Here is a 13,952-nt window from a genome sequence, read left to right as displayed (position 1 = left end):
ATTTGCTGGACTCGTGGGGCTCTGCGCGCAGCAGGCGGCACGAACCTGACACGCAGGTTCGGCATGCCTGACTCGGATTACACCTGCAGCGCAAGAGGTCTTGGCGTATCGGCGTCTTCGCAACTACTGGGGCGAAGGGCGAATACCTTCTCTTGGCGGAGCACGCCGACGAACTCATCGAGCCATTCATCGCTGGGCGCGGTGAAGCTCCGGCCCAGGCGCTCGAGGGTGCGCAGCGTGCGTTCGTTGCTGTACTTGATGTTGCGGCTCTTGCGGCTTGCCCAGAATTTGCCGAGCAGGATGTCCGGGTCATTGGCCCCCTCCACCGCGCGGAACAGTTCGGCGAAGTTGCCGTGGCCACCGCGGCTGAAGTGGAAACCGCAACGTTCCAGGGCGGCGAACACCCGTTCCATGCTGACCTCATGGATGCTGTCGACATGGTAGGTGCCGGGGCTGGATGAGGCGTCCAGCGACACCGCCACTATGCCCGAGGCCACCTCATCGACCGGCGAGAGAACCAGGGGCTCACCCAGGCATTCCGGCAACTGGCCGACCTTGATGCAGGACGCGAGGAACTGCACCAGGCGGTTATCCCGGGCATTGATCTGAAAGCGCGCCGCGCGGGAGTCCGCCGACACGTTGCCGGAGCGGTAAATAAAGCCGTTGTTGCCGTGCAGGCGGAAGCGGTTGACCAGGCACTCGGCGGTGTATTTGGTCAGCTCGTAGTTGTTCTGGAACTCCTGGCCGATATCCAGCGACTCCTCGCAGAAGAAGGCGACCTGTTCCTGGCGGTTCACCCCGCTGACTGCCAGGGTGGACATATAGTGCAAGTCCTTGGCGCGCTGGAATTCGGCCAGTTCGATGCAGGACTTCACCGACTGCACATTGCTCTTGGTGAACGCCTCCTCGGTGCCGAACAGGCGGGTGTCGGCGGCGAAGTGATAGATAGCCTCCACCTGCTCACTGAGCTGCTGGTAGGTCTGGTCATCCAGCCCCAAACGGGCCTCGCAGACATCGCCCTGGTGGATGCTCAAGCGGTTGCTGAAGCCCTCCAGGCGAATGCCGGGGAAATACCAGCCGAACAACTGCTCCAGGCGGGCCTTGGCCGAGGTGCCCTGTTTGTGGCGCACGATGCAGTGGATATGGGCATTCGACTGGAAGATCAGCTCTTTGAGCGCATAAGTCCCGATATAGCCGGTGGCACCGGTCAGCAGCACATGGCGGTATTCGCGATGTTTCTGCTGGCGGGTCTGGGCCAATAGCTGGCGCGGCGCATAGTTGAGCATGCCGGTGCGCGTGCCCTGTTCCAGCACTATCTGCGGTGCCGAAGGAGGCATTCCCGCCAGGTCGGTCAGTTGCGCAGCGATGCCGCGCATCAGCTCGTGCATGTCGGCGGCTTCGACCGACTGCGGGAAGGACAGGTCGAGCAGCAACTGCCCATCTATCACCTTGCCGGTCAGCTTCAGCTCATGGCAGCGGTTGTTCTGCGCATGGCGGGCGTGGCCGAAGGCGAATTTCGCCGGGGTCAGCTCGAAGCGTTCATCGTGGGCGAAATTGACATCGCCGAGAAAGTTGAAGCACACCGGCGCGGACGGGGCATAGCGGCCTTCGTGCGCATGTGGTCGAGACAGCCCGTAGCCCACGCCGAGGTCCTCCACCGCGGCGAATGCACGGCTGACTTCCTGCACCACCGCCGGCATCTCCAGGTGCGGCAGCTCGAGCAGCAAGGGGAAGGTCGAGGTGTGCCAGCCGACCACGCGGCTGACATCGGTGCTGTCATCGAAGGTGACCCGGCCATGGCTTTCGACATCGATGGCTTGCCGTTCGCCGCCGCGCAGTCGCCCCAGGCACAGGCCGAAGGCCGCCAGCAAGAGCAGGTGAAACGGTATGCCGGCGCTGTTCACCAGGTCGCGCAGCAGACGCTGGCTGTCCTCCGCGGAGAAGCCCAGCCACAGCGTGGAGGCGGCACCTTCGGTGTTGTGCGCGGCGAAGTAGCTCGGCAGCGCCGCCGCCTCCCGCTCGGTGCGGCGCAGCCAGGCGCTCTGCAGCTGCGCCTTGTGGCTGTCGATATGCTCCACCCAATCCCAGAAGGTGGTGCGGTTGGGCGTGCGCAGGCTGGCGGTGCCGAAGTACCTGTCGCTGTAGTTGCGCGTCAGCTCGGCGATGATGATGCGCCAGGAAATCACATCCACGGCCAGGTGATGGGCGACCAGCAGCAACAGGTCTTCACCTTCTTTGACCTTGAACAGGTGCACGCGCAGCAGAGTACCGTCCGCCAGGGACAAGGCAGCCTGGACGCGTTCGGCGACCCGCTCGACATGGCTCTGGATCTGCGCCTCGCTGTCGCCGGCGATAAAGGACACGCTGAGGCTATCGTTGCCGTCCTTCTCGGTATGGCTGGCATGCAGGCCCTGGGCATCGCTGGCGTAGGCCATGCTCAACGAGGGGTGCTGCTCCAGCAGTTGACTGAGGGCGGCATTGAGGATGGCCATGTCGATCTTGTCGGCGCTTCTGAGCAGCAGCGCCTGGTTGTAATGGTCCGGCTTGGCCAGTTGCTGCTGGAGCAACTCGCGCTGCGCTGGTGAAAACAAGTTCAGGCGTTGCAGATCACGTTGCGTCGCCGCTCCGTTCAGGCTGCCTTCCTGCTTGTCCAACGCCTGCAGCAGGCCGTTCACACAGGGGTTCTTGAGAAAGGCGTGGGCGCTCACCGGATAGCCTTTTTCCTGCAGTTCGGCGATCAGCTGGATGGCGTCCAGAGAGTCGCCACCGCGATCGAAGAAGCTGTCTTCGAGGCCCACCGCCGCGCCGCGCAGGTGTTTGCGAAACGCCGCGCGAATGGCCTTGAGGCGCTCGTCGCCATCCTCGTCCTGGGGCTGGAGCTCGTCCTGCGGCTGATCTTGCAGTCGCTCCTGAAGCTGCATGCGCAGCAGCGCCAGATTGGTTTTGCCGTTGGCATTGCGTGGAAAATCCGCCAAGGACAGCAGGGTTTTCGGAATCATATAGTCGGGCAGCAGCGCCGGCAGCTGTCCCTTCAGCTCCTGCTCCGGACGCTGGCCCAGCAGCGCCGCGATCAAGCGCTCGCGGCCGCGCACCTCGAGGAGAAACACGGCGGCATCGTCAATCCCGGGAACGCCGCGCAGGACATTTTCCACATGCTCCAGCTCGACCCGGTAGCCGTTGACCTTCACCTGGCGATCGACCCGGCCAATGAACTGCACCAGGCCGCTGGCATCCAGGGCCACCAGATCACCACTGCGGTAGAACCGCTGCGGGCCTTGCGCGGTTTCCATTTCGAGGAAACTCTGGGCGGTGGCCTGCGGGTTGTTGCGATAGCCCTGGGCCACCGAGGGCCCGCCTATATACAGCTCGCCCTTGGCGCTGTGGTTGGCGAATGCGCCCTGCTCATCGCACACGCACAGCAGGCTGTCACCCAGCGCGCGGCCGACCGGAATCGAATCGGAGGGCAGCGCGTCTAGCTGGCCGAGGCTGGTCAAGGCAAAGGTGGTGACCCCCACCGTGGTCTCGGTGGGGCCATAGTGATTGAATAGCTGGGCGATCCGCCCAGACTCGAGCACGCGACGGGCCAGCTTCTTGGGCAGGGCCTCGCCGCCGAACACCAGGTATTCCAGCTGCGGCAACTCGATGCCTGGCTGCTCGGCGGGAAACATCGCATTCCAGTGCGAGGGGGTGATCTTGAGGAAATCGATCCGCTGCCGCTGCAGATAATCGCGAAACGCCGCGGGGTCTTTGCGCTGCTCCACGCTGAGCAGATGCAGGCAGCCCCCGCTGCTCAGCGACAGGAACAGCGAGGTGTTGCCAAGATCCGCCGCCAAGGTGCTGGCATGGGCATAGTTGAGCGGTCGGGTGATCGCGAAGCGCTGGCTGACCGACTCCGTGTAGTGCTGGATATTGCCATGGCTGACAGCTACCCCTTTGGGCATGCCGGTGGAGCCGGAGGTGAACAGCACATAGGCGCTCGCCTCGCGCTCGACCCGGACGACGCTGCCCTGCTCCGCGCCCAGCAACGCGCCGTGCATATCCAGCGGACACAGGCCCAGCTCGCGCAGTGGTTCGAGATGAACCGCCGCGCAGAGCACGGCATCGGCGGCGATGGCCGTCAGCCTGTGGTAGTTCTCCTCACGGACCCCGTCATCCTCGACAAAGGTGTAGGCCGCGCCGACTTTCAGCACGGCAAACAGCGCCACTATCGAGTTGATATCGCGGTTGGTATAGATCGCCACCAGCGAATCCTGAGCAATCCCCGCCTGCGCCAGGTAAGCGACCATGCGCGACGACTGGCGCTCCAGCTCAACATATGAAAGCACTCGCGAGTCGGCCACGACTGCCGGTTGCAGCGGCGCGGACAGACTCAGCTCACGGAGTTTATCTAGCAACATTTCATCAACTTCCTGTCGAGTGTTGGTTAACAAATGGAGGGTTCGACTAGAGGGCGACGCCATGCTGGATAAAAGCCGCGCGGGTGGGCGCGTGATCGAGAACGCCTGAGCGCTGCAACAGCTTGACCAGGTTGGCCTTGGTGGTGACCACATAGCTGTTCAGGTTGTCGAGGAACTGCGCCTGGGTGTCGTCGATGATTTCCGTTACCTGGGCTGCGCTGAAACCACTGGCGCGCAGAATCTTGCGGTCGAAGACGCGATCTTCGTCAGCGGCCAGGTAGTCATCCAGGTAGGCCGGCAGCATGCTGCCGATGATCTGTTTGCGCTCTTCGGGCAGGCGCGCCCAGTGCGCCTTCATCAGCTTGGCGAAGTAGTTGGCGTGACGGCCTTCGTCGGAAACGTGATCGGTCATTACCCTGGTAAACGCGGCGGAGGCGTCCTTCTCACGGCCGATGCTGATCAGGTCCTTGGTCAGGGTGTGTTCGGCCAGGGTCACGGAAATAAGCTGGAAGTCGTTGTGCACCTGGGCCGGCAACAGTTCGAAGGCGCGCTTGACCGCGCTCAGGTTACCGTTGGTTTGCGGCACTTCCAGAGGCTCGACGCCGCTCATGGTTTTCATCTGAATGATGTAATCCATGGCCACGTGAGCGTGGTAGCCCTCGTCAATGACCACAGTCAGGGCGTCGAGCTTCTCTTCTTCACTGGCCCCGGTTATCACGTTGTTGACGATGTTCAGGCTGCAGTCGATAACGAAGCGGGTTTCCAGCAGGCCTATCTCGTACATGTACTGGTAGGCAGACTGGGTCAGCACATAAGCCACGCCCTTGTGGCCGAGCGCCTGGACCTTGGGGTGCTCGCTGAGGATCTGGCGGGATTTCGGGTAGGTGAATTCGCCGTTGGTCTCTTCCGGAACGATGATGCGCGGGCTGTTGCGTACGGTTGCCCTGGCATACCATTTGTTGACCGACTCGAAGAATTGTTTGGAGTTGAGTTCGACGATCGCATTCATGTGCATTCCTCCTTAAAAGTCACGGGTTTGATGAGTCGTATTCAGAACGGCAGCAGAACCGGGAAGGCCTGGCGGTGCGCGGCCAGCGCTTCGCTTACGGATTCGCCAAGGGCTGCGGCGAAACCTTTCAGGTCTTGGTCGCTGTGGGCGGCGGAAAGAAAGATCGGCTCTTCCAGCGACGGAGCCATCAGAAAACCCTTGTCCAGCATCAGTTGATGGGTCTTGGTGTAGACCTCGTAGTGCTGATTCTTGACGTCCTGATAAGACTTCATCGCGCGGTGGCTATCGCGAAAGGCGACGCCGCCGAGCGCACCAAAGCGGGTGAACAGGAACGGAATGTTGGAGGCGTTGAATTCGTCGCGGATGGCGCTATCGAGCACCTGACCCTTGCGCTCCATTTCCTCGTAGAAACCCGGTTGTTCCAGCACATCCAGCGCGGCATTGGCCGCCGCCATGGTCAGCGGGTTGGCGGCGAAGGTGCCCGACTGGAACACGCTGTTGCCGATCGCCACGTGCTGCATGAAGCGCGCCTTGCCGGCGTAGGCACCGATCGGCGTGCCACCACCGATGATCTTGCCGAAGGTCACCAGATCGGGGTCGATATCCATCAGGTTGCAGATGCCGCCAAAGTTGAAACGGAAACCTGTCACCACCTCGTCGAAGATAAACAGCGCCTCATGCTGATCACACAGCAGGCGGATCAGCTCCATAAAGCCTTCCTGCGGACGCACGAAACCCATATTGGTGGCGTAGGGTTCGACTATCACCGCCGCGATGTTCGCGCCGTGCGCCTTGAACAAGCTCTTCAGCTGGTTGGCATCGTTGTATTGGCACAGCAGGATCTCGCGCCCCAGATTTGGCGAAATGCCCTGGGTGACGCCTTTGGTCTTGATCCCGGCAGTGCTCGGGGTGGCCAGCAGTACGTCCGAGTGGCCGTGGTAGGAACCGACGAACTTGACCAACAGGTCTTTGCCGGTATGCGCGCGGGCAATACGGGTGGCGGTCATCACCGCTTCGGTGCCGCTGCAGACGAAACGGATCTGCTCGATAGCCGGAGTGCTGGCAACTATGCGCCTGGCCAGCTGGTGCTCCAGCGGCGAGGTCAAACCAACTACCGTGCCCTGTGCGGCCTGGCGGGAGATCGCCGCGCTGATCTCTTCACGACCATGTCCCAGCAGCAAGGCACCGAAGGCGTTGAGAAAGTCGGTGTACACGTTGCCGTCTACATCGGTGATTTTCGAGCCCTTGGCTGCTGCGAAGCAGATCGGGTTGCCACCGACCTGCTGGAATGCCCGCATCGGCGAACTGACAGCATCTGGGATAACCGAACGGCCGAGTTCGAAGAGGTGAGCTGAGGTTTTGGTGGAGCGCATTCTTGTCGTTTCCCTATTGAACAGAGTGGCCCCCTGGTACTTCGCTCTTTCCAAGGGCGCTAGCGTTTACACATCCGATTTAAATGTATCTGTGTTGCAAACACATGAACAATCTAAGGCGAAACGATGGCTGCACAATCCATATCCAGTGAAAGTGTGAGTCAATTCACTTCGGTGTCGATTGGTCAGGCGAAATCCGTGCGCTTTCACACAATTTTTTGCGATGGGTAACGGGCCGAAGGAGAACTTTTTCTGCCTACTATTCAGGGAGACAGGCAGAAAAATGGCGGCTGGGGCGAGCCGATGGCGGCCAGGGCAAGCCGGTGTTGATCTACAGGCTGATCGCCCGTGCAGCGTCGAACAGAAGATCCAGCACCTGCAGCAGGCCAAGGCCAACCTGGCGGCGCTGTTCGCGCCCTTGAGCGATAGAGGTCGGCGAGACTCGATACGACCTCTACGGGAGAGCAAATCGCCCACCAGAATATGCCCATCAACCAGCACTATGCCCATCAACCCAGACGTCGCAGTTTGCCAAGCCTGCCTACACTGAGACCACGGCCATCTATCCTGACGTGGCAAGCGTCGAGGATTGGATTGCCAGGCACGTCCGTCATACCCATAGCACTTGCTGGTGCCTGAATCGACGCCAGCAAACGCAGAGACCCCGCAATGAGAAAAGTCCTGACCCGCTGCGCCATCGCCGTCGCCCTGCTGCTGCTCGGCTTGCTGATTGTCATGGCAGGTGGCTGGGGCGTGCTGGCCATCACGTTTGCCGGGCCAGCAGACACCACGCTGCGCAATAGCCTGGCAGGCGCAGTTGCCATCGCCTCGCTGGCCGCGTTGGTCGGCCTGGGCTTGCGCCGCTGGCGCGGCCGCTCCCTGGCGGCCTACCTGGTCCTGTTCGCCGGGCTGCTGACCTGGTGGTGGCGCGTCGAGCCGTCCAACGAGCGTGATTGGCAGACCGACGTGTCGGTGCTGCCCTACGCCACTATCGACGGCGATCTGGTCACCGTGCACAACATCCGCAACTTCGACTACCGCAGCGAAACCGATTACACCCCGGCCTGGTACGACAAAACCTTCGACCTGAACAAACTGGAAGGCGTCGACCTGGTCGCCTCCTATTGGATGGGGCCGGCGATTGCCCATACGTTCCTCAGCTTTGCCTTCGAGGGCGGCGACCATCTGGCCGTATCCATCGAGACGCGCAAGGAGAAAGGCGAAGCCTATTCGACGATCAAGGGCTTCTTCCGCCAGTACGAACTGTTCTACGTGGTCGCCGATGAGCGCGACGTCATTCGCCTGCGCACCAACTTCCGCCAGGACCCGCCCGAACAGGTCTATCTCTATCGACTCAAGGGATCTCTGGAAAATGGCCGGCGTCTGTTTCTCGAGTACCTGCACGGCATGAATGCGCTCAAGGACAAACCGGAGTTCTACAACACCCTCACCACCAACTGCACGACGCAGATCTGGTTGAGCGCCAGGGTCAACACCGAGCACATTCCGTTCAGCTGGAAGATTCTGGCAAGCGGCTATGTGCCGCAATACCTCTATGAAAATGGTCGACTGGAGGATAACGGGCCGTCATTCGACGAAGTCCAGCGCAGGGCACTGATCAACGCGCGTGCCAATGCCGTGGATAGCCCACTGGATTTCTCCGCGCGCATCCGCGACCTCTCGCTACTCGATAACTGAGGCCTGGTGCCACTGGCCAATCAAAAACCGCGCACAAGCTGCAAGCAAACGCCACGGGGAGTGACGATGAAACAGCTGGCCCTTTATGTCTCTGCGGCGCTGCTTGGCTGCTGCACACCGAGCATCCTGTCCACCGCCGTGGCGGCCGAATCGCTGGCCGTCAGCGAACGCCCGGCAACCAACCCGAAACGCCCGAAAATCTGCCTGGTACTTTCCGGCGGGGGCGCGCGCGGCGCGGCGCATGTCGGCGTACTCAGGGTGCTCGAGGAATATCGGGTACCGGTCGACTGCATAGCCGGCACCAGCATGGGTTCCCTGGTCGGCGCAGCGTTCGCGACCGGCACCTCCATCGATGAAATGGAGCGGCTGCTCGGCGGCATCTCGACCGAGTTGCTGTTCAAGGAAAAACCGCCGCGCCAGGAACTGGCGATGCGCCGCAAACAGGACGACTACAGCATTCTGTTCACCCCCGAGGTCGGCCTGCAGAACGGTGAGGTCAAGATCAGCAAGGGCCTGGTGTCGGGCGTGCAACTGGAAACCGTGTTGCGCAAGCTGTCCAAGGTCAAGGGCTATCACGATTTCGATAAACTGCCGATCCCCTTCCGCGCGGTGGCCACCGACCTGGTGACCGGCAAGGCCGTGGTGTTCAGCGAAGGCGAACTGGCCAACGTGATGCGCGCCAGCATGTCAGTGCCCGGCGCGGTGGCTCCGGCGGAGTTCGATAGCATGATCCTGGTCGATGGCATGCTCACCAGCAACCTGCCGATCCAAACCGCCCGCAACGAGATGGGCGCGGACATCATCATCGCGGTCAATGTCGGCACGCCCTTGCTCAAGCGCGAAGAGCTGAATGGGATACTCGGCGTCACCAACCAGATGCTGAGTATTCTGACCGAGCAGAATGTGCAGGCTTCGCTGGCGACCCTGCAGCCGGGCGATATCCTGATCTCCCCGGATCTGGGCAATTTCTCCACTGGGGATTTCGACCACCTGCCACAGATCGCTCCGCTCGGTGAGGTGGCGGCGCGTGCAGTGGCCGAGCAGCTCAAGCACCTGTCGCTGCCTCCTGCCGAATACGCTGCGCTGCGCCAACGCCAGTCGGTTCAGGTGGTCGCCGATCTGCGGCCGGTCGACGAGGTTCGCTTCGAGCAGCTGGCTCGGGTCAATCCTGAAACCCTGCAGAGCCTGATGCAAACCAAGGTCGGCCAGCCGATCGACCAGGACATACTCGACCAGGACATGCGCCGTCTGTATGGCACCGATGATATCGAGCACGTGAACTACCGCTTCCTCGAGGAAGAGGGCAAGCGGGTGCTCGCGGTGGATGCCGTCGAGAAAAACTGGGGGCCGAACTACCTGCGCTTCGGCCTGGGACTGTCCAGCGACTTCAGTGGCGATGCCTTCTTCAACCTGCTCGGCAGCTATCGCCAGACCTGGCTCAATTCGCTCGGCGCGGAGTGGCGCAACGACGTGCAACTTGGCCACACCAGCGGCCTGTATACCGAGTTCTACCAGCCACTCAGTGCCCAGGGCGCCTTCTTCGTCGCGCCACACGCGGCAATCGAGCGGCGCACGGCGGACCTGTACCAGGATGATGATCGGATCGCCAGCTACGAGATGACCTCCACCCTCGCAGGCGTCGACATCGGCACTAATTTCAAACGCTATGGCGAGCTGCGCGTCGGCATGTTGGGCGGCAAGCTCAAACCGCAACTGGACACCGGGCCGCAAAGCCTGTCCCCAGGCGAAGGCAGCATCACCCAGGGCGCCTTTACCGGCCGACTGATTCTCGACCAGCTCGATAGCGTGCACTTCCCGCGCTCAGGCTGGCGCGCCGGCAGCACGCTATTCAACTCGAACAGCAGCCTCGGAGCGGACGATGAGTACACCAAGTGGGATGCCGAAGCCAACGCGGTCTATTCGTTCGGCAATCACACCTTCAACTTCGCGCTGAAGGCTGGCGGCAAGCTCGGCAACGACCCCTTGCCGCGCTACGACCAGTTCCAGTGGGGTGGTTTCCTGAAACAGTCCGGCTACTCCACCGGCCAGCTGCTCGGCGAGGAGCTGCAGTTCGGCAGGATGATGTACTACCACCGCATCCTGCCGGGCAGCATATTCGAGGGCGCCTACAGCGGCTTCTCGCTGGAAGCCGGCCGGATCGGCAACCCGCTGGTGCCGGGCAACACGGAGGACTGGCTCAAGTCCGCCAGCGTATTCATCGCCGCCGACAGCCCGCTTGGCCCGGTTTATCTGGGTTACGGCCGCGCGCAGGACGGCAACAGCAGCTTTTATTTCTATCTGGGCAGACCGTTCTAGGTTTTATACGTGAGCAACACCGCCCGCTGACGACAGCTACGGCGGCCGCCGTAGCAACAGCGATGTACAAGGGGCAGCCATGGCCTGCGGGCTCATTTGGCTACCCATGTGAAACGCCAACAGCCCCTGACAGGCCGTTGAAAAATGTAGCGTGCGAATACTAGGCCGGGGCGCGTAGCCAAGCGAAATCAGCCGAGGAAGCGGACTGGGCTCGCACGTGAGAGTACGAGCTGTACATGAGCATTACTCTTGCACCCACCCGTCGGGTCGCACCTAGGCGGCCCCGCTAAAGCGAGTTAGCCGCAAGCGGCTTGCCGAGACTGACTCGTGTCGCTGCGTTGCAACGCGGCACTCATAGTCGAGCGCAGTAGTTTTTCAACAGCCTGCTAAGGCATGTAGCCGACTCTTGACCTAGCCTTCTTCTAGATCCCAGCAGCCCAGCCTTCTGAGCCAGCCATTCGCCTCCGGCAAGGACGATTAGCCATGCCACCAGAATCGTCACTACCCGACAGCCCGCCCAGCCCTGAAACCGCATCCTCCTGGCTACGCTGGCTACCGGGCTTGCTGATGCTCAAGCGATACCGCCTCGACTGGCTGCCCAAGGACCTGGCTGCCGGTCTGGTGCTCACCTCGATGCTGGTGCCAGTCGGCATTGCCTATGCCGAGGCCTCCGGCGTGCCGGGCATCTACGGCCTGTATGCCACCATCGTTCCGCTGCTGGCCTACGCCCTGTTCGGCCCCAGCCGCATTCTGGTGCTCGGCCCGGACTCGTCGCTCGCCGCGCTGATCCTCGCCGTGGTGCTGCCGCTTTCCGGCGGCGATCCGATGCGCGCCATCACCCTGGCCAGCATGATGGCGGTGGTTTCCGGGCTGGTATGCATCCTCGCCGGCCTGCTGCGCCTGGGCTTCATCACCGAGCTGCTGTCCAAGCCGATCCGCTACGGCTACATGAACGGTATCGCCCTGGCCGTTCTCACCAGTCAACTGCCCAAGCTGTTCGGCATCTCCATCGACGGCGAAGGCCCCTTGCGTGATCTCTGGGCCCTGGGCCAGGCTATCCTGGCCGGCGAGGCCAACTGGTATGGCTTCGCCGTGGGTGGCGGCAGCCTGGCGCTGATCCTGCTGTTCAAGCGCTTCGAGCGGCTGCCGAGCATTCTCATCGTGGTGATCCTGGCGACCCTGGCGGTCAGCTTCTTCGATCTGGGCAGCCAGGGCGTCAAGGTGCTGGGCGATCTGCCGCAGGGCCTGCCAACCTTCACCCTGCCCTGGCTCAGCGGCGTCGACATCGCCACCGTGGTGCTCGGTGGCTGCGCCGTCGCCGTGGTGTCCTTCGCCGATACCAGCGTGCTGTCGCGCACCTATGCCGCACGCACCCAAACCCAGGTCGACCCCAACCAGGAAATGATTGGCCTGGGCGCCGCCAACCTGGCCGCCGGACTGTTCCAGGGCTTCCCCATCAGCAGCAGCTCCTCGCGCACCCCGGTAGCCGAGGCGGCTGGCTCCAAGACCCAGGTGACCGGGGTGGTCGGCGCCCTGGCGGTAGCGGCACTGTTGCTGGTCGCGCCATCCCTGATGCGCTACCTGCCCAACAGCGCGCTGGCCGCAGTGGTGATCGCGGCGGTCATTGGCCTGTTCGAGTTCATCGACCTGAAGCGGATTTACCGCATCCAGCGCTGGGAGTTCTGGCTGTCGATGGCCTGCTTTGCCGGGGTCGCCGTCTTCGGCGCCATCCCCGGCATTTGCCTGGCGGTGGCAATCGCCGTGATCGAGTACCTGTGGGACGGCTGGCGCCCGCACTTCGCCATTCTCGGCCGCGTCAATGGCCTGCGCGGCTATCACGATTTGAAGCGCTATCCAGAAGCCCGTCGGGTGCCCGGCCTGGTGCTGTTCCGCTGGGACGCGCCGCTGTTCTTCGCCAATGCCGAGTTGTTCAGGGAATGCATACTGCAGGCCATCGAGGAGTCGCCGACGCCGGTACGCCGGCTGGTGGTAACCGCTGAGCCGGTCACCAGCATCGACGTCACCTCTGCGGACATGCTCGGCGAGCTGTGCGAAACCTTGCGCGCGCGCGGCATCGAGCTGCATTTCGCGGAAATGAAGGACCCGGTCAAGGACAAGTTCAGCCGCTTCGGACTGCTGGAAGTGTTCGGCGAAAACATCTTCCAGCCTACCGTGGGCGCCGCCGTGGATGACTACCTCGACGATCATGCCGTGGACTGGACGCCCTGAGCGGCAGATCGTCAGCAAACCCCGAGACCTTCGTGGCCAATCAAGCCCATTGGCCGTCGATTCAGTAGCGCTCCTCCACCATCTTGAAGGGGTAGGAAACAGCCTTGTAACGGCCGATCCGGGAGCGTTTTGGCAGTTTGACGGGCTCTTGTCGAGTCAGATCCTCGTAGGGAATCTGCTGGAGCAGGTGGCTGATGATATTCAGACGCACCCGCCGCTTTTCCTCGGAGCGCGCCATGAACCAGGGAGCCCAGGAGGTGTCGGTGGCCACGAACATTTCGTCGCGGGCGCGAGTGTATTCGTCCCAGCGGCTGAATGACTTCAGATCCATGGGCGACAGCTTCCAGATCTTGCGGCCGTCGTTGATCCGGTCCTCCAGCCGACGTTGTTGTTCCTCGGCGCTCACCTCGAGCCAATACTTGATCAGAATGATCCCCGACTCGATCATCATCTTCTCGAACAGCGGCGCTATGCTGAGGAACTTTCGAGACTCCTCCTCGGTGCAAAACCCCATGACCCGATCGACGCCCGCACGGTTGTACCAACTGCGATCGAAGATCACCACTTCGCCGGCCGCCGGCATATGGACGAGATAGCGCTGTCCATACATCTGGGTCTTTTCCCGGTCGGTGGGCGCCGGCAGGGCCACCACACGAAACACCCGCGGACTGACCCGCTCGGTGAGCGCCTTGATCGTCCCACCCTTGCCCGCACCATCGCGCCCCTCAAAGACGACGCACACCTTCAAGCCCTTGGCCACCACCCACTGCTGCAACTTGACCAACTCGACATGAAGCTGCTTCAGCGCCTCTTCGTATTCCTTCCTGTGCAGGCGTTCCCCGTCAGCCGGTAGATCCACCGCTGCCTTGTTCTTTTTTTTGGCCATTTGCGAAGCTCCTTCAACTCATTAATACGCAAACTACTGATAGG

General features: G+C 62.1%; 7 protein-coding genes and 1 pseudogene. 4 read left to right on the top strand and 4 right to left on the bottom strand.

What is annotated here, in order from left to right; all coding sequences use genetic code 11:
• Positions 1 to 77 precede the first annotated feature (77 nt).
• From G9C89_RS09745 to G9C89_RS09735, 3 genes are read right to left on the bottom strand one after another with little or no spacing between them, the layout of a single operon-like run.
• Positions 78 to 4,397: an AMP-binding protein gene (locus G9C89_RS09745; protein ID WP_172147677.1), complete on the bottom strand. Its 4,320-nt coding sequence runs from the start codon at positions 4,395 to 4,397 to the stop codon at positions 78 to 80.
• Between the two features lie 46 nt (positions 4,398 to 4,443).
• Positions 4,444 to 5,406 carry a diiron oxygenase gene (locus G9C89_RS09740; RefSeq protein WP_172147676.1) on the bottom strand — a complete coding sequence of 321 codons (963 nt, stop codon included), beginning with the start codon at positions 5,404 to 5,406 and terminating at the stop codon, positions 4,444 to 4,446.
• 41 nt (positions 5,407 to 5,447) lie between these two features.
• Positions 5,448 to 6,779, bottom strand: a complete 1,332-nt coding sequence (locus G9C89_RS09735; protein ID WP_172147675.1) for an aspartate aminotransferase family protein — start codon at positions 6,777 to 6,779, stop codon at positions 5,448 to 5,450.
• 308 nt (positions 6,780 to 7,087) lie between these two features.
• Here G9C89_RS09735 and G9C89_RS25515 point away from each other — a divergent pair.
• The 4 genes and pseudogenes from G9C89_RS25515 to G9C89_RS09720 all read left to right on the top strand — a co-directional run.
• Positions 7,088 to 7,182, top strand: a pseudogene (locus tag G9C89_RS25515) (hypothetical protein); the annotation flags it as partial.
• Between the two features lie 266 nt (positions 7,183 to 7,448).
• Complete coding sequence (locus G9C89_RS09730) at positions 7,449 to 8,477, top strand: Lnb N-terminal periplasmic domain-containing protein (RefSeq protein ID WP_218575921.1); 1,029 nt, start codon at positions 7,449 to 7,451, stop codon at positions 8,475 to 8,477.
• Positions 8,478 to 8,543: 66 nt separating this feature from the next.
• Entirely contained in the window at positions 8,544 to 10,793 is a 2,250-nt protein-coding gene (locus G9C89_RS09725; protein WP_172147674.1) for a patatin-like phospholipase family protein, read from the top strand.
• 483 nt (positions 10,794 to 11,276) lie between these two features.
• The gene (locus G9C89_RS09720) at positions 11,277 to 13,022 is read left to right on the top strand and encodes a SulP family inorganic anion transporter (RefSeq protein ID WP_172147673.1); all 1,746 of its coding nucleotides are present in this window, start codon (positions 11,277 to 11,279) and stop codon (positions 13,020 to 13,022) included.
• Positions 13,023 to 13,083: 61 nt separating this feature from the next.
• Here the strand turns inward: G9C89_RS09720 and ppk2 are convergent, their stop codons facing one another.
• Positions 13,084 to 13,908: a polyphosphate kinase 2 gene (gene ppk2 / locus G9C89_RS09715; protein ID WP_172147672.1), complete on the bottom strand. Its 825-nt coding sequence runs from the start codon at positions 13,906 to 13,908 to the stop codon at positions 13,084 to 13,086.
• Between the last annotated feature and the right edge of the window lie 44 nt (positions 13,909 to 13,952).

The organism is Pseudomonas tumuqii (assembly GCF_013184545.1).
GTDB classification, from domain to species: Bacteria; Pseudomonadota; Gammaproteobacteria; order Pseudomonadales; family Pseudomonadaceae; genus Aquipseudomonas; species Aquipseudomonas tumuqii.
This window is presented reverse-complemented; position numbering and strand designations above follow the sequence as displayed.

What these genes read in the sequence shown, in the direction of transcription:
- G9C89_RS09730 (WP_218575921.1), top strand. Translation starts at nt 7,449, where the DNA reads ATGAGAAAAGTCCTGACCCGCTGCGCCATCGCCGTCGCCCTGCTGCTG.
- G9C89_RS09725 (WP_172147674.1), top strand. Translation starts at nt 8,544, where the DNA reads ATGAAACAGCTGGCCCTTTATGTCTCTGCGGCGCTGCTTGGCTGCTGC.
- G9C89_RS09735 (WP_172147675.1), bottom strand. Translation starts at nt 6,779, where the DNA reads ATGCGCTCCACCAAAACCTCAGCTCACCTCTTCGAACTCGGCCGTTCG.
- G9C89_RS09745 (WP_172147677.1), bottom strand. Translation starts at nt 4,397, where the DNA reads ATGTTGCTAGATAAACTCCGTGAGCTGAGTCTGTCCGCGCCGCTGCAA.
- G9C89_RS09720 (WP_172147673.1), top strand. Translation starts at nt 11,277, where the DNA reads ATGCCACCAGAATCGTCACTACCCGACAGCCCGCCCAGCCCTGAAACC.
- ppk2 (WP_172147672.1), bottom strand. Translation starts at nt 13,908, where the DNA reads ATGGCCAAAAAAAAGAACAAGGCAGCGGTGGATCTACCGGCTGACGGG.
- G9C89_RS09740 (WP_172147676.1), bottom strand. Translation starts at nt 5,406, where the DNA reads ATGAATGCGATCGTCGAACTCAACTCCAAACAATTCTTCGAGTCGGTC.